The sequence below is a fragment of the Microbacterium sp. UNCCL10 genome (assembly GCF_000746195.1).
GTDB lineage: Bacteria > Actinomycetota > Actinomycetes > Actinomycetales > Microbacteriaceae > Microbacterium > Microbacterium saccharophilum.
In genome coordinates, this window is the sequence record NZ_JQKT01000008.1 from 101,684 (window position 1) to 120,134 (window position 18,451).

General features: G+C 71.7%; 13 protein-coding genes. 5 read left to right on the forward strand and 8 right to left on the reverse strand.

Annotated features, from left to right (window positions below):
• Nucleotides 1-945, reverse strand: coding sequence for a carbohydrate ABC transporter permease (locus BR85_RS09005; protein WP_028496426.1), 945 nt, complete (start codon nucleotides 943-945; stop codon nucleotides 1-3).
• Between the two features lie 309 nt (nucleotides 946-1,254).
• Here BR85_RS09005 and BR85_RS09010 point away from each other — a divergent pair, with 309 nt between their 5' ends.
• The 4 genes from BR85_RS09010 to BR85_RS09025 all read left to right on the forward strand — a co-directional run bounded on the left by BR85_RS09010 (nucleotide 1,255) and on the right by BR85_RS09025 (nucleotide 6,485).
• On the forward strand, nucleotides 1,255-2,571 hold the full coding sequence (locus BR85_RS09010; RefSeq protein WP_028496425.1) for an ABC transporter substrate-binding protein: 1,317 nt from the start codon (nucleotides 1,255-1,257) through the stop codon (nucleotides 2,569-2,571).
• Nucleotides 2,572-2,644: 73 nt separating this feature from the next.
• Complete coding sequence (locus BR85_RS09015; RefSeq protein WP_051526277.1) at nucleotides 2,645-4,294, forward strand: MGH1-like glycoside hydrolase domain-containing protein; 1,650 nt, start codon at nucleotides 2,645-2,647, stop codon at nucleotides 4,292-4,294.
• A 70-nt stretch (nucleotides 4,295-4,364) separates the two neighbouring features.
• Nucleotides 4,365-5,369, forward strand: coding sequence for a LacI family DNA-binding transcriptional regulator (locus tag BR85_RS09020; RefSeq protein WP_028496424.1), 1,005 nt, complete (start codon nucleotides 4,365-4,367; stop codon nucleotides 5,367-5,369).
• Nucleotides 5,370-5,447: 78 nt separating this feature from the next.
• Nucleotides 5,448-6,485: an NAD(P)H-dependent flavin oxidoreductase gene (locus BR85_RS09025; protein WP_028496423.1), complete on the forward strand. Its 1,038-nt coding sequence runs from the start codon at nucleotides 5,448-5,450 to the stop codon at nucleotides 6,483-6,485.
• Between the two features lie 116 nt (nucleotides 6,486-6,601).
• Here BR85_RS09025 and BR85_RS09030 read toward each other — a convergent pair whose 3' ends face one another.
• From BR85_RS09030 to ddaH, 5 genes are all read right to left on the reverse strand, one after another.
• Complete coding sequence (locus BR85_RS09030; RefSeq protein ID WP_028496422.1) at nucleotides 6,602-7,447, reverse strand: transglutaminase family protein; 846 nt, start codon at nucleotides 7,445-7,447, stop codon at nucleotides 6,602-6,604.
• Nucleotides 7,444-8,379, reverse strand: a complete 936-nt coding sequence (locus tag BR85_RS09035) for an alpha-E domain-containing protein (protein ID WP_028496421.1) — start codon at nucleotides 8,377-8,379, stop codon at nucleotides 7,444-7,446. Before BR85_RS09035 ends, BR85_RS09030 begins: the two co-directional genes overlap by 4 nt.
• Complete coding sequence (locus BR85_RS09040; RefSeq protein ID WP_028496420.1) at nucleotides 8,373-10,049, reverse strand: circularly permuted type 2 ATP-grasp protein; 1,677 nt, start codon at nucleotides 10,047-10,049, stop codon at nucleotides 8,373-8,375. Before BR85_RS09040 ends, BR85_RS09035 begins: the two co-directional genes overlap by 7 nt.
• Before the next feature lie 77 nt (nucleotides 10,050-10,126).
• On the reverse strand, nucleotides 10,127-11,347 hold the full coding sequence (gene rocD, locus BR85_RS09045; protein ID WP_028496419.1) for an ornithine--oxo-acid transaminase: 1,221 nt from the start codon (nucleotides 11,345-11,347) through the stop codon (nucleotides 10,127-10,129).
• On the reverse strand, nucleotides 11,344-12,222 hold the full coding sequence (ddaH, locus tag BR85_RS09050) for a dimethylargininase (RefSeq protein WP_028496418.1): 879 nt from the start codon (nucleotides 12,220-12,222) through the stop codon (nucleotides 11,344-11,346). Before ddaH ends, rocD begins: the two co-directional genes overlap by 4 nt.
• Nucleotides 12,223-12,364: 142 nt before the next feature.
• On the opposite strand from ddaH, the gene BR85_RS09055 reads away from it, so the two are divergent.
• Nucleotides 12,365-13,090 (forward strand): hypothetical protein, encoded by a 726-nt coding sequence (locus BR85_RS09055; RefSeq protein ID WP_028496417.1) that lies wholly within the window; start codon nucleotides 12,365-12,367, stop codon nucleotides 13,088-13,090.
• A gap of 188 nt (nucleotides 13,091-13,278) precedes the next feature.
• Here BR85_RS09055 and BR85_RS09060 read toward each other — a convergent pair whose 3' ends face one another.
• Nucleotides 13,279-14,523: an FAD-binding protein gene (locus BR85_RS09060; RefSeq protein WP_028496416.1), complete on the reverse strand. Its 1,245-nt coding sequence runs from the start codon at nucleotides 14,521-14,523 to the stop codon at nucleotides 13,279-13,281.
• Between the two features lie 207 nt (nucleotides 14,524-14,730).
• Nucleotides 14,731-18,435: a proline dehydrogenase family protein gene (locus BR85_RS09065; protein WP_028496415.1), complete on the reverse strand. Its 3,705-nt coding sequence runs from the start codon at nucleotides 18,433-18,435 to the stop codon at nucleotides 14,731-14,733.
• Nucleotides 18,436-18,451 lie beyond the last annotated feature (16 nt).

An 18,451-nucleotide genomic window follows, 5' to 3' on the forward strand; every position in this document is an offset into this window, starting at 1 on the left:
TCAGTCGTCATAGAAGACCCAGAACTTCGACAGCCAGAAGTTGACGGCGGTGAACGCGGCGATGATGAGCAGCAGCAGCCACGCCATGGCCGAGGCGTAGCCCATGTTCAGCTCGGTGAAGGCCTCCTTGTAGAGGTAGAGCGTGAAGAACATGGTCGAGTCCGACGGCCCGCCGGTCCCCCCGGACACGATGTAGGCCTGCGTGAAGGACTGGAACGCGAAGATGATCTGCAGCACCAGGTTGAAGAAGATGATGGGCGTCAGCAGCGGGAACGTGATGGAGAAGAAGCGGCGGAACCGCCCGGCGCCGTCCATCTGCGCGGCCTCGTAGTACATCTCCGGGATCTGCCGGAGACCGGCGAGGAAGATGACCATCGGGGACCCGAAAGTCCATACGTGCAGGATGATGATCGTCGCGAGCGCGTAGTCGGGGTGCGAGATCCAGCCCGGCCCCTCGATGCCGAACCAGGCGAGGAACGAGTTGACGATCCCCTCCTTGCCGAATACCTGCCGCCACAGGATGGCGATCGCGACGGATCCGCCGAGCAGGCTCGGCAGGTAGAACACCGAGCGGTAGAAGGCGAGGCCGCGCATGCCGCGATCGAGCAGCATCGCGACGGCGAGAGCGAGCGCCAGCTGCAGCGGCACCGACACGAACACGTAGATGAGGGTGACCCGCAGCGAGTTCCACAGCCGCGCGTCGCCGGCCATCTCGACGATGTTGTCGAACCCCGACCAGGACGGCGGCTGCAGCAGGTTGTAGTCGGTGAAGGACAGGAACAGGGATGCCAGCATGGGCCCGATCGTGAAGACGAGCAGGCCGATCAGCCACGGGGCCAGGAATAGGTAGCCGGCCCTGTTGTCGGGATAGCGGGTGCGCCCGGCGGCCTTCGCGTCGCCGCGGGGCCGGAGCGCCATCTGGCGCAACTCTCCGATGCTGCTCACGGAGACCTCCTCGTCTTCGTTCTCGCATGCCGTGACTCCATCGGGGAGAAACCGCTTTCACGGATGCCGGTTCAGTATGACCGACACGCGCCCGGGCGTCAAACACGTCCTTCTCGTTGATTTCCCGCATCCCTCGGACGGACGACCGTCAACCCTGTCGATAACGAGGGGGCAACAACAATTGACACCCTCCCCCCGCCCTGCTACTTTCCGTGAAAGCGGTTTCTGAGCCGCTCCCGACCGGCGACGTCCTGCCGCCGGGTCCGCGTCGCCGGGTGGGCGACATCGGTACATGACGAAAGAGGCGCAATGACGCGTACATCACGGTCCCGCACGGCACGCGCAGGTGCCGGGACGATCCTCATCGCCGCGCTGGCCCTCGCGGGCTGCTCCGGCGCCGCCCAACCGGCCGCCTCGCCGAGCGGCTTCGACCCCGAGGAGGAGGTCGAGCTCCACATCGCCTGGTGGGGCAACGACGAGCGCGCGGCCATCATGGCCGAGGCGATCGACCTCTTCGAGGAGGAGTACCCCAGCATCACGGTGGTGGAGGAGCCCGTCGGCGCCCCCGACGACCTCTTCAACCGCCTCGCGACGGACTTCGCCTCCGGCACGGCGCCCGACGTCTTCGCCCTCGGCGGCGCGAAGCCGCAGGAGTACGGCGCCGCCGGCGCCCTGCTCGATCTCGCGACCGTGAGCGAACAGCTCCCCACCGATAAGTACGAGGACTTCACCCTCACGAACGCGATCGTCGACGAGACGCTGTACGGCCTGCCCACCGGCGGCAACGCCATCGGCGTGCTCGTGAACCCGGCCATCTTCGAGAAGGCCGGCGTCGAGCTGCCGGACGCGTCGTGGACGTGGGAGGACTTCGCCGACGTCGCGGAGCAGATCTCCGCCAACGCGGGCGACGGCATCGTCGGCCTCGACCTGCGCGTGCAGGATGCCATGGGCACGTACGTCGCGCAGTACACCGACACCGGCATCTACGACTGGGACGGCGAGGTGGCCGTCGGCGCCGACGTCGTGGAGGACTGGTATGCCATGGAGCAGCAGATGGTGGAGTCCGGCGCCCTGCCCGACCCGTCCGTCATCGTCGAGCACTGGAACGTCACGCCCGACCTGACCCTCTTCGGCACCGGCAAGGCGGGGATGACCTTCGCCTACAGCAACCAGATCGCCACCTACCAGGCCGGCGCGGGTTCCGAGGTGGAGATCCTCACCCCGCCCTCGAGCACGGGCGTCTCCGGCGTCGCGGTGCTGCCGTCGCAGTACTGGGCCATCGCGTCCGGCACGAAGCACCCGGAGGCCGCGGCGCTGCTCGTGGACTGGCTCCTGAACCAGCCCGCGGCGGCGGAGATCATCCTCGCCAACCGCGGTCTGCCGTTCAACCCCGACACCCTCGCCGTGGTCGAACCGCTCCTGGCCCCCGCCGACGCGCAGGCGGCCGAGTACCTCGGCACGGTCCTCGAGGTCGGCGTCGTCGCACCGCCGCAGCCCGCGGGCGGCGCCATCCTCAACGAGCTGTCGCAGCGCATCGAATCCGACATCCTGTTCGGGAACACCTCGGTGGCAGACGGCGCACAGCAGTGGGTCGACGAGCTGTCGGCATCCGTCGCCGGCGACTGATCCCCGAGCGCCCGCCGTGGGAGACTCCTCCGGGAGTCGCCTGCGGCGGGCGCTCCGTTTCCCAGGAGACCTGATGACAGCCATCGACGAAGCGCTGACCAGACTGCGCGCAGCGGATGCCGTCGCCCGCGCCGGCATCGCCGCGGACGGCCCACTCGGCGCGGGGATCCGTGCCGCGCGGCTGGGTTTCGCGGCCGTCGGCGGCGAACACGGCGGCGCGCTCGAGGACCGCTGGCATCGCGCCGTCGCCGAGCTCGACACCTGCATCGCGCCGACCGGCGGGGCGCAGCTCCTCCATGAGGGCGGGGTGTACCGGGGTGCGTGGCTGGAGAGCACCGCGACGATCAACGCCGAGATCCTCGACCGCTTCGCCCCGGACGTCACCCGCGCGACGCATCTCGCGTTCGCCGCGGCGCAGCGGGACGACGGGCTGCTGCCGTACAAGATCACCGGCGACGGTCCGGCGTTCACCCAGATCCAGACCGTCTCCCCGCTCGCCCGCGGCGTGTGGACCCACTACCTGCGGACCGGCCGCGACCGCGCGTACCTCACCACGATGTACACCGCGATGGCGCGCAACGACGCATGGGTCGCGGCGCACCGCGACACGCGCGGCACCGGTGGGGTGGAGGCGTTCTGCACGTTCGACACGGGGCACGACCTGTCGCCCCGGTTCTGGCAGGTGCCGGATCGGTGCCACCACGGGGACGCCGCCCGCTACGACCCCGGCGTGCCGCTCCTCCCCTTCGTCGCTCCCGATCTGACGGCGAACGTCGCGTGCCAGCGGGCGTACCTCGCCCTGATCGCCGCCGAGCTCGGCGAGGCGCCGGAGCCGTGGCGGGAGAAGGCCGACGCCTCGCGGGCGGCGTTGTTCGCACAGTGCCACGACGAGCGGGACGGCATGTTCTACGACCGCGCCGCGGACGGCACGCACGTCCGGGTCGCGTCGGACGTGCTGCTGCGGGTGCTCGCGTGCGAGATCGCGGATGACGCGCTGTTCACGGCATCCCTCGAGGACCATCTCATGCACACCCGGCGGTTCCTGTCCGCGGCGGGGTTCACCTCCGTCGCGATGGACGATCCCCGCTTCGACGGCGATCACACCCGCAACTCGTGGGCCGGTCCCGTCAACGCGCTGACCTTGATCCGCGCTGCGCACGCGTTCGAGCGGCACGGCCGCGTCGCGGAGCTCGCCCTGTCGCATGCCGGCCTGCTCACCGCGATGGCCGGCCATGGCCGTTTCGCGCAGTGCTACGACCCGTGGTCGGCCGACGCCGGCTACACGGAGGCGTACTCGCCGTCGATCCTCTGGCTGCTCGACACGCTCGAACGCGACGCCGGGATCCTTCCGCTCCCGGACGGGCGCGTGTGGCTGAGCGGCCTGATCCCCACCCGTCTCGATCACGGTCGGGCGCCGACCGCGACGGCGGCCTCGCGTACCGTGCACGGCGTGCACTGGGAGCTGGCCGGCGACGACGAGACGGTCGTCGTGCACCGCGACGGCGCCGAGCGGGTGCGCTTCCCGCGCGGCTGGCGCGTGGAGGTCTCCGCCGACGGACAGGTCGCCGCGGTGACCTGTCTCGCCGCGGGTGCGGTCGCGGGCACGCTGCGCGGGGAAGGCACCGCCGTCGACCTCGCCCTGTCTCCCAACGACCGGGTCGAGATCACCGGCGACGGTCCCGGCACTCTCACCCGACCGGGATTCACCCCACCCCGCTCCTGAAAGCGGTTTCACTTAGGATGGTCCTCGCCTCCCCCGCCCCCTGGGGGTGCGATGGCTCGGAAGGAGCCCCGTGGCACGATCCCGCGCGACGACGATCGCCGAAGTGGCGGCGCACGCCGGAGTGTCCCCCGCGACGGTGTCGCGCGTCATGAACGGCCGCTTCCTCGGCGAGCCCGGCATCGCCGAGCGGGTGCGCGCCTCCGCACTCGAGCTGTCCTACTCCCCCAACCACCTGGCCCGCAGCTTCGCGCTCGGTCAGACCAATGCGATCGCGTTCCTCGTCCCCGACCTCGCCAACCCGGCCTTCCAGGCTGTCCTGACGGGGCTGAGCGCCGCCGCCGCGGCGTCCGGGTATCGTGTGCTCGTCGCGGACTCCGCGGAATCCGCGGCGGACGAGCCGATCCTCGCGGCCGAGGTCCGGCGTCGGTGCGACGCCCTCGTCCTCTGCGCACCGCGCATGAGCGAGGACGACCTGGCGCAGGCCACGGCATCCCTCGGCCCCGTCGTCCTGATGAACCGGCAGAGCACACGCGTCACGGCGCCCACCCTCGCCGTGGACTCCCGCTCGGGCATCGCCTCGCTCGCGCAGCACCTGTACGCGCTCGGGCACCGGCGGCTCGCGTACGTCGAAGGCCCGGAGGGCGTCGCGAACGAGAACCGCCGCCGAGGACTCGCCGACTTCCTCGCCGACGCGCCCGACGTGGAGCTCGTCTCGATCCCGGGCGGCCGGGGCAGCGAGGAGGGGCTCGCGGCGGTCCCCGCGGTCATCGACTCCGGGGCGACCGCCGCGCTCGCTTTCAACGACCTCGTCGCGATCGGCATGGTGCACGGGCTCGTCGAGCGCGGCGTCCGCGTGCCCGACGACATCTCCGTCACGGGGTTCGACGACATCCCGTTCGCGAAGTTCATGTCCCCGTCGCTGACGACCGCGTCCGTGCCGCACGCGGCACTCGGGACGCTCGCGTGGGCCCGGATGCACGCGCTCATCGAGGGGCGCACCCCCGACCACGACGTCGTCTTCCAGCCGCGGCTGGAAGTGCGTCGCTCGACGGCGGCGCCGCGCGCTTCGGTCTGACACCGCCGGAGCGCGAGCTGGCGCGAAAGTGGCGGCGCGTGTCCGCACGGACCGTGGCCGACGCGGGATGCTGGTGGCATGGCACTTCTCGGACTCGACGTCCCGATCGTCCTGGGCCCCTTCGGCGGGATGAGCTCGATCGAGCTCACGGCCGCCGTGAGCGACGCCGGAGGGCTCGGCTCCTACGGACTCTACGGCTACTCCGCCGAGCGGATCGCCGACACGGCCCGGCAGCTGCGGGCCGTGAGCGACCGACCGTTCGCGCTGAACCTCTGGATGCCGACGGGCGATGAGGCGGAACCCGGCGATGTGGACCTGAGCCCCGCACTGCGCGCCGTCGCGCCGCTGTACGAGGAGCTCGGCATCGAGGCGCCCACCGGGACGCCCGGCCGCTTCCTGCCCACCATCGAGGAACAGCTGGATGCCGTCCTCGCGGCCCGGCCCGCCGTGCTCAGCTGCGTGTTCGGGATGCCTCCCGCCAGTGTCGTCGCGGAGGCCCAGGCGCGCGGCATCCGCGTCGTCGGGGCGGCGACGACGCCGGCCGAAGCGGTGGCCGTCGCGGAGGCCGGCGCCGACGCCGTCGTCGCCAGCGGTTTCGAGGCCGGCGGGCACCGCGTCAGCTTCCTGAAGCCGGCGGAGCGGTCGCTCGTCGGCACGTTCGCCCTCGTCCCGCAGATCGTCGACGCCGTCGACATCCCGGTCATTGCTGCCGGCGGCATCGCCGATCGGCGGGGCGTCACGGCAGCCTTCGCGCTCGGGGCATCCGGCATCCAGGTGGGGACGGCGTTCCTGCGCACCCGGCAATCCGCCGCCAGCGCGGCTCACCGCGCTGCGCTCGCCCGTCTCGCCGCCGACGACACCGTGCTGACCCGTGCCGTGACGGGGCGCCTGGCCCGCGGCATCCGCAATCGCCTCATCGAGCAGGTCGAGTCGGCCGGCGCGATCGCCCCGTTCCCCGCCCAGAGCTGGGTCGTCGGCGCGCTGCGGGCGGAGGCGAACCGCCGCGGGGACGGCGACCTGCAGTCGCTCTGGGCGGGGCAGGCCGCCGCGCTGACGCGGTCCGATGACGCCGCCGAGGTGTTCGCCGAGCTCGCCGCGGGGCTGCCGACGCGGTGAGAAACCACATCGAGCATGAGAAACACCTCGTGGCGTGGTTTCTCACGCTGGATGTGGTTTCTCAGCGCCGCGAGGCAGCGCCGCGGGACGACGCCGCAGCCGCAGCCGCGCCGCTCTCACGCCTCGCGGGTGATCGTCACCTTCACGTGCAGGTTGCTCTTGAACGGGCCGGCGTACACGCCGCGCAGCGGCGGGACGTCGTTGTAGTCGCGGCCCCGGCCGACCATGACGTGCCGATCGCCGATCTCGGTGCCGTTCGTCGGGTCGAAGCCCTGCCAGTCGCCCGCGAACCATTCGACCCAGGCGTGCGACTCCCCGGACACCGGGACGCCGACCTCGGCGTCGGCCTGCGGGTGCAGGTACCCGGAGACGTAGCGGGCCGGGATGCCGACGGACCGGAGCGCCGACAGGGTGATGTGCGCCATGTCCTGGCAGACGCCCTTGCGCTCCTCCCACGCCTCGCTGGCCGTGGAATGCACGCCGGTGATCCCGTGCATGTACTCGACGGCCTCGCCGATCGCGGACGCGATCGCGAGGGCGGCGCGGCTCGGGGTGTCATGCTCGGCAGCGATCGACCGGGCGAGCTCCGCGACCTCGGGGTGCACCCCCGTGCGCGGCGTCTGGGTCATCATCTCCACGGTCGAGATCGAGCGCTCGGCTTCCCGCGCGAGACCGTCCCAGCTCATGTCCCCGTGGGCGAGCGGACGCGGGCGCACCTCGACGAGCGACCGCGCCGTGATGTTCAGCGCGGAGTGTCCGGCCATGACGTCGAACGCGGCGACGCGCGTGCCGAAGTAGTCGAGGTACTGGTTGACGCTCGTGGACGGCTCGATGTCGAGCTGCGAGCTGAGCACGAACTGACTGTCCGTCGAACTCGGCAGCATCCGCGCTTCGTTGTACGACGCGCCCACGTCGCCCTGGTAGGCGAACCCGGTGGCGTGCTCGATCCGCAGGCGCTTCATGAGGTCTCTCCGATCCAGCTCGGCTCGGCGTGCGTGGGGAAGAACCGGCCGCGGATCGCCTCCGACGCCTCGCGAGTGACCTTCTGGACCTGCTCCATGTGCTCGGGCAGCTCGGAGATGATCTCGGTGATCGGGCGGTACTCCAGGTCGTTGCGGATGCGGCCGAGGGCCCGCAGCACGGCGTTGGAGTGGCCGACGCGGTCGGCCACGGGGTCGATCGCGCTCATGCACTCCTCCGCGCGCTGGATGGAGTGGATGATCGAGCGCGGGAACAGGCGGTCCAGGAGCAGGAACTCGGCGGCGTTGCGGGCGCTCGGCATCCCCCGGTAGGTGCGCAGGTACGCCTCGTACGCGCCGCAGGAGCGCAGGATGGTGGTCCAGGACGGACCGGACGCCTCGGTCAGCGACCGGGTGGCGAGCAGGCGCGCCGTCATGTCGGTGCGCTCGATGGAGCGGCCCAGCGTGAAGAACTGCCACGACTCGTCGCGGCTGGTCGTCGAGTCGGTGATGCCGATCGCGAGGGCGGAGCGCTCCCGCACCCACTGGAAGAACTCGTGGACCTTCTCGTCGTTGAGCCGGCGCGGCATCCGGGAGTAGGTGGTGTTCAACGTCTCCCACAGCTCGGTGGAGACGATCTCCCGGGCACGGCGGGCGTTCTCCCGCGCCGACTGCAGGGCGTACGCGATGCTCGACGGATTCGTCCGGTCCACGGCGAGGCGCTTGAGCACGTCACCGCGGGTGACGCGGGCGAGCTCGTCGTCGGAGGGGAAGGACCCCATGACGCCCATGAGGGAGCGGCAGGCGGTGTCCTCATCGATCCACGGGTCCTCCAGCAGCAGCTGCAGGTGCACGTCGAGGATGCGGGCGGTGCCGTCGGCGCGCTCGATGTAGCGCCCGATCCAGAACAGCGATTCGGCGATGCGGCTCAGCATGATGCCGCCTCGTCCCGGGTCTGCTGCTGCTGCTCCTGCTGCTCGGTGTGCGGGCGCGGGTGATCCTGCGGCGAATGGTCGGGCTCGTGCTGCGGGTCGTAGACGACAGAGATGGTGCCCGTGACGGATGCCTGATCGGCGACGAGGCCGGGAAGTCCGTCGCCCTGGCCGTACTCGACATGCCGGGGCGCCGCGCCGCCCACGATCCACGTGTCCTTGGAGCCGCCGCCCTGGCTGGAGTTGACCACGAGCTGGCCTTCGGGCAGCGCGACCCGGGTCAGGCCACCGGGGAGCACCCAGACCTCGTCGCCGTTGTTGACGGCGAACGGGCGGAGGTCGGCGTGCCGGGGGCGCATCCCGTCCTCGACGAGGGTGGGGATCGTGGAGAGCATGACGACGGGCTGCGCGATCCAGCCGCGCGGGTCGGCGCGCAGCCGGGTGCGGAGCTGGTCGAGCTCGGCCCGTGAGGCGTCCGGACCGACGACGAGGCCCTTGCCACCGGACCCGTCGACCGGCTTCACGACGAGCTCGTCGAGCCGGTCGAGCACCTCCTCGAGCGCACCCGGGTCCTCGAGCCGCCACGTGTCGACGTTCTTGAGGATGGGCTCTTCGGCCAGGTAGTACCGGATGAGGTCGGGGACGTAGGTGTACAGGAGCTTGTCGTCGGCGACGCCGTTGCCCACGGCGTTGGCGATCGTGACGTTGCCGAGGCGCGCCGCGAGCATGAGTCCCGGCGCGCCGAGCATCGATTCGGCACGGAACTGCAGCGGGTCGAGGAAGTCGTCGTCCACCCGGCGGTAGATGACGTCGACGCGCTGCGGCCCGCGGGTCGTGCGCATGAAGACCTTCCCACCCACGCACTGCAGATCACGGCCCTCGACGAGCTCCACGCCCATGAGCCGGGCGAGCAGCGTGTGCTCGAAGTACGCCGAGTTGTAGACACCCGGCGTCAGCACGACGACGTTGGGGTCGTCGACGCCGGGAGGAGCCGACGCGCGCAGCGCCTGCAGCAGCTTGTTGGGGTAGTCGCCGACGGGGCGCACCCGCATGGAGACGAACAGCTCCGGCAGGGTCTGGGCCATGACCCGGCGGTTCGAGATGACGTAGCTGACGCCGGAGGGCACCCGCACGTTGTCCTCGAGCACACGCATCTCGCCGTGCTCGTCGCGGATGAGGTCGATCCCGGCGACCTGGATGCGCACGCCGTTGGCGGAGCGGATGCCGGCGGCCTGCCGGTAGAAGTACTGCGACGACGCGATGAGCTTGGCCGGCAGCACCCCGTCGCGCACGCAGTGCTGGTGCCCGTACGCGTCGTCGAGGAACGCCTCGAGCGCCCGGACGCGCTGCTGCACGCCCTTCTCCACCCGCGACCACTCGTCGTACTCGATGACGCGGGGCACGGCATCCAGCGGGAAGGGGCGCTCTTCGCCGGCGAAGTCGAACGTCACGCCCTGCGCGAGATAGGAGCTCGCGAGCGACTCGGTGCGGCCGCGGAGCTCCTCCTGCGTCATCTGCGCGAGCGCCTGGTAGAGCTCGCGGTACGCGTCGCGCGACTCGGCCGCGGCACCCGGATAGGCGGGTGCCCCGAACATCTCGTCGAACGCCGGCACGCCGGATGAGGTCTTGCGCGGCGCCAGTGTGGAGCCGTATCCGTCGAACAGGTCGCCCATGCCGTCGAGCCTAGCCGGGAGCGTGTTGCCGGAGTGTTTCGGTGCACTCCGGCTCGGGCGGGGCCGCGGGGCGCGGTTCAGCCCTCGAGGACGACCCGCAGCTGCTCGACCGCCCAGTCCAGCTCCGTGCCGCGGATGACGAGTGGCGGCGCGATGCGGATGGTGTGCCCGTGCGTGTCCTTGACGAGCACGCCGCGGGCCAGCAGCCGTTCCGCGATCTCCCGGCCGGTGCCCATGGCAGGGTCGATGTCGACCCCCGCCCAGAGGCCCGCGGCGCGGACCTCGGTCACGCCGTGGCCGATGAGCTCGCGGAGCTTGACGGCGAGGTGGTCGCCGAGCGCCTGCGCGCGGGTCTGGAACTCGCCGGAGGCCAGCATCTCCACGACCTGCAGGCCGACGGCCGCGGCGAGCGGGTTGCCGCCGAAGGTCGAGCCGTGCTCGCCGGGGCGGATGACGCCGAGGACGTCCTCGTTCGCCACGACCGCCGACAGGGGCAGGATGCCACCGCCGAGCGCCTTGCCGAGCAGGTAGACGTCGGGGACGACTCCCTCCCGGTCGCACGCGAAGGTCGTGCCGACGCGGGCGAGGCCGGACTGGATCTCATCCGCGACGAACAGGACGTTGTGGCGGTCGCAGATCTCCCGGACGGCCCGCAGGTACCCCTCCGGCGGGATCACGACGCCCGCCTCGCCCTGAATGGGCTCGACGAGGACAGCGGCGGTGTTCTCGTCGATCGCGGCCTCGACCGCGGCGGCGTCGCCGAAAGCGACCGATACGAAGCCGGCGGCGTAGGGGCCGAAGTCGTCGCGGGCGCTCGGGTCGTCGCTGAAGCCGACGATCGTCGTGGTGCGGCCGTGGAAGTTGCCGTTCGCGACGACGATCGTGGCGGCATCCGGCCTCACGCCCTTGACGCGGTAGGCCCACGCGCGGGCGACCTTGATGCCGGTCTCGACGGCTTCGGCCCCGGTGTTCATCGGCAGCACGAGGTCTTTGCCGCACAGGTCGGCGAGCGCGGCGGCGAAGGCGCCGAGCTGGTCGTTGTGGAAGGCGCGGCTCGTGAGTGTGAGGCGTCCGAGCTGCGCGGTCGCGGCGGCGACGAGGGCGGGATGCCGGTGGCCGAAGTTGAGGGCGGAGTACGCCGAGAGCAGGTCGAGGTACCGCCTGCCCTCGACATCGGTGACCCACGAGCCCTCGCCGCGTGCGATGACGACGGGGAGGGGGTGGTAGTTGTGGGCGACGTGCGTCTCTTCGGCGGCGATGATGCCGGCGCTGGCGGCATCCAGGAGCGGAGCGGTCATCGGTTACCTCGCAGTTCGAGCGTGCAGCACTTGATCCCGCCGCCGCCGAGCAGGAGCTCGGACAGGTCGATGAGGACCGGGTTGTACCCTCGCTCGCGCAGCTGGGCTTCGAAGCCCTTCGCGCGCGGCGAGATGAAGACGTTCAGGCCGTCGCTGGCGGAGTTCAGGCCGAAGACGGCGCCGTCCTCGTCCGAGACGCGGATGGCGTCGGGGTAGCGCTGGGCGAGGATCCGCTGGGACTCCTCGTCGAACGCGGACGGGAGGTAGGCGATGTTCGCGCGCTCCGCGCCGCCGGAGCCCTCGACGGGGTCCAGCACGGCGATCGCGGTGTCGAGGTGGTAGAAACGCGGGTCGATGAGCCGCAGCGAGACGACCTCCTTGCCGAACACGGCGCCGATCTCCCGGTGGCTGTCGCCGACCGAGCGGAATCCGGTGCCGGCGAGGATCACGTCGCCGACGAGCAGGAAGTCGCCCTCGCCCTCCTGCACCTCGACGGGCTGGATGACCTCGAAGCCGTTCGCGGCGAACCAGTCCATGAAGGGCTGCTCCTCCCCGCGGCGCTCATCGACGCGGAACTTCACGCCCAGGGCGCGGCCGTCGATGATGAACCCGCCGTTGGCGGTGTAGACCATGTCGGGAAGTCCCGGCACGGGGTCGATGAGCTCGACGTCGTGCCCGAGCGCGACGTAGGCGTCGTGGAGCGTCTGCCACTGCGCGACGGCCTTGGCGGTGTCGGTGGGCTTCGCCGGCTCCATCCACGGGTTGATGCGGTAGCTCACCGTGAAGTGCTCGGGACGGCACATGAGATACCGGCGGCGCTGTTGGATGCGGGCGGGGGCGGCCGTGGTTGCGGCGGCGGGGTTCTGCGTGGACATCTCGCTCCTCGTCGGAAGGGGCGGCGGACGCTGTCCAGAGGCCCGGCGGAGCTGTGGGAAGCCGACGACTCGGGCACGCCGGCATCCATTGTGCCAGACGCGCCTCCCGGCGGCCCGGATCGATGTGAGTAGATTTATTCTCGTGAGCCGCCGCACGGGAGAAGAGACGAAGTCTCTGCTGCTGCGCGTCGGGATGCAGATGCTGCTGGAGCGGGGCGTGAGCGCCGGCGTCCAGCACATCCGCCTGCAGGACGTGCTGCGTCGCGCGGGCCTCACGACCGGTGCCGCCTACCGCCTGTGGGGCGATCAGACCGACTACCAGCGCGACCTCGCGGTGGCGATGGTGCGGATGCGGGTCGCCGGGCCGACCGATTTCGTGCGCGCGGCGGTGGAGGATCTCGTCCGGGAAGGCGCGCCGGGCGATGACATCATCCGGGCGGCAGCCCTGTCACACGTGCGGAGCACGACGTTCGACACGCACGATGAGGCCGAGGCGCGGGAAGCGCAGTCGTTCCTGATCGCGCTCGCTCTGCGCACGACGGCGGACACGTGGCCTCAGCTCAAGGAGGCCGGGCGGGAACGGCATCGCGAGTCGATGGCGGCGTTCGCCGATTTCGTCGGCTCGCTCATGGAGGCCTACGGGATGCGGATGAAGACCGGCCTGTCCGTCCGCGATTTCGCGGAGGCCATGGGCGCGATGGGCGAAGGCTTCGCGGTGCGCGCGATCGAGGGCATCGATCATCCGACGTTCGACTTCACTCCTGAGGACGAGGCGCCGACGGGACGTTGGACGCTGTTCGCGCTCGGGATGCGCGCACTCGTCAACGAGTTCATGGTCGCAGCCGACGCGGCGCCGGGCGACGCCTGACGGCGGGGTCTCCGGGACCGAGACACGGTGATCTCGACCCCGGAGCGACACTCCCCCCGGCGTGTCGGTGGTTCGGCCATCGGCTTTCGCCGAGCTGGAATGGCCTCTGTGGAGCACCCCCCAGTGGCGCTCCATCGTCCATACTCCGCAGGGCATGTACCCGCGGTCCAGAAAGATAAGTTGTTTCTCTAACCGAGTCCCAGATCGTCGAGGAACGCGTTCCCGAAGCGCCGCTGCGGGTCGAGCCGGTCCCGGAGTCCGGAGAAGTCACCCCAGCGCGGGTAGCGGGCGGCGATCTCGGCGCCGGGCATCGTGAACACCTTGCCCCAGTGCGGTCGCGCCGTGCGCGGCAGGGCGGCTTCGAGCTCGGGCAGGAGGGCGGTCACCCCCGGCTCGTCGAGCAGCCACGTGAAGTGCAGCGCGAGGGAGTCCGCCTCGTACGCGGGGCTCAGCCACAGTCGATCGGCCGCGATCGTGCGGACCTCGCACACCTGCAGGAGGGGTGCGATGCGTGGCGCGAGCGCCCGCAGCGCGGCGATCGCGGCCGGGGCGTCGGCCCGCGGCACGAGGTACTCGCTCTGCAGCTCCTCCCCCGCCGAGGGGGTGAAGGCGAGGCGGAAGTGCGGCAGCCGGTCGTACCACGGGCCCGGCACCCCGCCCTGCACGGTGCACGGGGCGGGATCGATGCCGGGGAGCGGATGCCGCGGGCCGTCCGCCGGCGCACCCCCGATGGCGCTGAGATCGGGCGCCGCGCCGCGCGTCTTCACCCAGACCTGATCGATGTCGTCGGCCGACCGCCACGTCGTGAACAGGCTCACCGAGTCGCCGCTGCGCTGCAGCTCGTCGAAGGCCGCCAGCGCGGCATCCCAGCGCACGCCCTCGTACACGGTCTGCGCGATGTCATAGGTGGGGACGACGTCGAGCTCGAGCGCCGTGACGATCCCGAGCGCGCCGAGCGAGACGACCGCGCCGTCGAAATCCTCGTCGCCGCGCGCCATCCGGACGACCTCGCCGTCGGCGGTGAGGAGTTCGAGGGCCGCCACCTGCGTCGCCAGCGACCCGATCCGCTCGCCGGAGCCGTGCGTGCCCGTCGCGACGGCCCCCGCGACGGAGATGTGCGGCAGCGATGCCAGGTTCCGCAGCGCCCAGCCGCGCTCGTGCAGCCAGGGGGCGAGGTCGCCGTACCGCAGCCCGCCGGGGACCCGCACGGTGGCCCGGTCGGTGTCGAGCTGGGGCGTTTCGTCGAGGGCGGCGAGGGAGACCAGCACGCCGGGGGTGTCGGCGATCCGGTTGAACGAGTGCCGGCTGCCGAGCACTCGCGCCTTCGGCGCCGAGACGACGATCTCCGCGAGCTCCTCGAACGTCCGCGGCGCGACGAGGCGCTCGGCGGCGTAGGAGATGTTGCCCGCCCAGTTGGTTCCGGCATCCGTCATGACCGCTCCCGTCCGCTCCCTCAGGCACGGTGGAGCGGACTCCATGGTCTCACCCTGTCCCACTCCACGCGGGTGGTGCCCCGACCGACCCGCGCGATGTGTGACACACGCCAGCGGGGCGTCACAGCATCCGCAGGTCGCAGCGGCAGTACCCGCGCCTTCGGTGACACCGGATGCCGGATGCCGGATGCCGGACACGACCCCGGGTCAGATGACGTCCTCGCTCCATCGGTCGGGGTTGCCGAAGCGGTGCGCCGTGATCGTGACGGACTGCTCGTGCAGGAACGGCAGCAGTTCGATGCGTCCCGCCGTCGTGACCTCGTTGTCGTAGACCGCGAGGTCGGGGTCGCCGCCCACGGCCTCCGCGAGCGCGCGGTGCAGCTGCGCGACCGACGCCGGCTGGCCGACGAGCCGCGTCCGCGGCGGATGCGGCTCGCCGGTCGCCGTCATCCGCTCGAGCCACTGGTCGTCGCTCTCCACGAACACGGGGATGCCGAGATCGCCCAGCGTGCGCCGCACGGCGGCGGGCAGCCCGACGGGCGCACTGAGGGTCAGGGCGGAGCCGGCGCGGAGGCCTGCCACGATCACCCGGAGCACCGTGTGCCACAGGGCATCGCCGGTCGCGCGCACGGCCACATCCACGGGGCGGTAGCGGAAGAGGTTCCGCTCGACCTTCAGCTGCGAGACGTCCTTGACCTGCCCGAACTCCCGGTCCCACGCGAGCGCGTCCGACAGCGCCCCACGACGCAGCCAGTCGAAGCCCTCGTAGTCCAGCGACGGCTGTGCCGCCTCGATGAGCGTCGTGATGCGCGAGTCGAGGCCGCGGAGGTGCAGCGTCGACGACGGCGCGCCGCCCGCCGACGGGCGCCACGCGCCGAGCCCGATCAGGTAGTTCGGTCCGCCCGCCTTCGTGCCGGGCCCGACCGACGAGCGCTTCCAGCCGCCGAACGGCTGGCGCTGCACGATCGCGCCGGTGATCCCGCGGTTGACGTACAGGTTCCCGGCTTCGACGCCGTCCAGCCAGCGTTCGAGGTCGGCGGGGTTCTGCGTGTACAGGCCTGCCGTGAGCCCGTACGCGACCGCGTTCTGCAGCTCGATGGCGTGCGCCAGCGAGGTCGCGTGCATGACCCCCAGGACGGGGCCGAAGAACTCCTCGAGGTGCGTGCGCGAACCGGGTCGCACGCCGACGCGGATGCCGGGGCGCCACAGCCGCCCCTCCAGCCCCGGCGCGTCGACCCGCTCCGGGGCGACGAGCCACTCCTCGCCCGGCTCGAGCGTCGTCAGCGCCCACTCGAGCTTGCCCTGCGGGGGCTCGATGACGGGACCGACCTCGCTGAGCGGGTCGCTGGGCGGGCCGACGCGCAGCGAGCGGACGGCATCCACGAGCTGTCGACGGAAGCGCTTCGAGCGCGCGACCGGTCCGACGAGGATCGCCAGCGACGCGGCCGAGCACTTCTGGCCCGCGTGGCCGAAGGCGCTCTTGACGAGATCGGATGCCGCGAGGTCGAGGTCGGCCGACGGCATGACGATCATGGCGTTCTTGCCGCTGGTCTCCGCGAGAAGCGGGAGGTCGGGCCGCCAGGAGCGGAACAGCGCCGCGGTCTCCCAGGACCCGGTGAGGATGACGCGGTCCACGTCCGGGTGCGAGAGCAGCTGCTGCCCCAGCCCGCCCTCGTCGATGTCGACGAGGGCCAGGAGGTCGCGGGGGACGCCGGCCGCCCACAGCGCCTCGGCGACGACGGCGGCGCAGCGGCGCGCCTGCGGCGCCGGCTTGAATACGACGGCCGACCCCGCCGCGAGCGCCGCGAGGACGCCGCCGGCGGGGATCGCGATCGGGAAGTTCCACGGCGGTGTGACGACCGTCAGGCGCGCCGGGACGAACACCGCGCCGCTCACGCGGTCGAGCTCGCGCGCCGTCGCGGCGTAGTAGTTCGCGAAGTCGACGGCCTCGCTGATCTCGACGTCGGCTTCGGCGAAGACCTTGCCGGTCTCCGACGCGGCGACCTCGATGAGCTCGCCGCGACGCTCCTCGAGTGCGCGCGCCGCGGCCTGGAGGATGACGGCGCGGTCTGCGGCGGGCGTGGCGCCCCACGTCTCGGCGGCGGTCCGCGCGCGCGCCACGACGTCCTCGAGCGCGGCCTCGTCCTCGACGCGCGCCGCGCGGATCGTGGCCTCCCCCGCCGTCGAGCTGCCGACACGGCCGAGGATGTCCCGCGCCCAGTCACGGTTGGCCGGCAGGGCGGGGTCGGTGTCCGGCGTGTTCTGGAATCCCGGTGCGCCGGCGGCGGTGCGGGTCTCGCGCGCCGCGAAGACGGCGGTCTCGACGAACGCCTCGCCGCCGAAGAGCATCTCGTGCGCGGCGGGCTCGAGCGGCTGCGTGTCGCCGAGCTCGGTGCCGTCGGCGTCGGTGGCCGAGGAGCGCGCGATACCGAGCACCGCCTGGGTCATCCCGGTCTCCTCCGGCGCATCGCGGGTGAGCCGGGGCGCATCCGCGGATCGATCGGCGGACCGCGCCGCGCGGTCCTGCGTGCGGTGCGGTCCCGCCGTCAGCGCCGGGTCGGCGGCGCGCTCCAGCGAGGCGAGGAAACGCCGCTCCTCCCGGGTGAACATCGCGGGGTCGTCGACGAGGTCGAACGCGGCGGAGAGGAAGTTGTCGCTCGATGCGTTCTCCTCGAGGCGCCGCACGAGGTAGCTGATTGCGACGTCGAACTCGTCGGGTCGCACGACCGGCACGTACAGGAGGACGTGCCCGACCTCGCGGGCGACGGCCTCGACCTGGCCCTGCGCCATCCCCAGCAGCATCTCGAACTCGATGTCATCGCGCACGCCCCGCTCGCCGGCGAGCAGCCACGCGTACGCGATGTCGAAGAGGTTGTGCCCGGCGACACCGATGCGCACCGCCGCCGTGCTCTCCGGCCGGAGCGCCTCGTCGAGGCAGCGGATGTAGTTGGCATCCGAGTCGAGCTTCGACCCGTAGGTCGCGACCGGCCAGCCGTGCATGACGGCATCCACGCGCTCCATCGCGAGGTTCGCGCCCTTCACGAGCCGGATCTTGATGCGCGCGCCGCCGGCGGCGAGGCGGTTCTGCGCCCACGCCGTGAGCCGGCGGAGCGCCGGCAGGGCGTCGGGCAGGTACGCCTGGAGCACGATCCCCGCCTCGAGCCCCTGCAGGCGCGGGTCCTCCAGGATGCGGGTGAACACCGCGATCGTCAGATCGAGGTCGCGGTACTCCTCCATGTCGAGGTTGATGAAGGTGCCGTCGCCGGATGCCGTGACGTAGAGGGGCAGCAGCCGCTCGACGACGGCGTCGACGACCTCGTCGAACGCCCACATCGAGATGTGGCTCGCGATGGCGGAGACCTTGACGGAGACGTAGTCGACGTCGTCGCGACGGATGAGATCGTGGATGCCGGCGAGCCGCCGAAGCGCCTCCCCCTCGCCGAGCACGGCCTCGCCGAGGAGGTTGAGGTTCAGGCGTGCACCGGACTCGCGGATCTTCGCGATCGCCGGTCCGAGCTTCTCCGGCCGGGCGTCGACGACGAGGTGCCCTACCATCTCGCGCAGAACGCGCCGCGCGATCGGCACGGTGGGTGCCGGCAGCACGGGGGCCACGGCCCCGCCGGCGCGTACGGCGCCGCGCAGGAACCAGGGCAGGAAGTCGGGCACGAGCGGGGCGACCCGCTGCAGATTGGAGGCTGCGGCCGCGAGGCTCTCGGGACGCATGACGCCGTCCACGAACCCGATCGTGAACGGCAGCCCGTTCGGGTCCTTCAGGACGCCGGCGAGGCGTTCGGCGGAGGGGTCGACATCGGCGTCGGCGGATTCTGCGACCCAGCGCTGCGCGAGGTCGATCGCTCGCGCCGCCAGGTCCGCGTGGGGCGCTTGTGGCGCCGCGGGGGAGGTGTTCGGCATGGCGACAACTCTACGG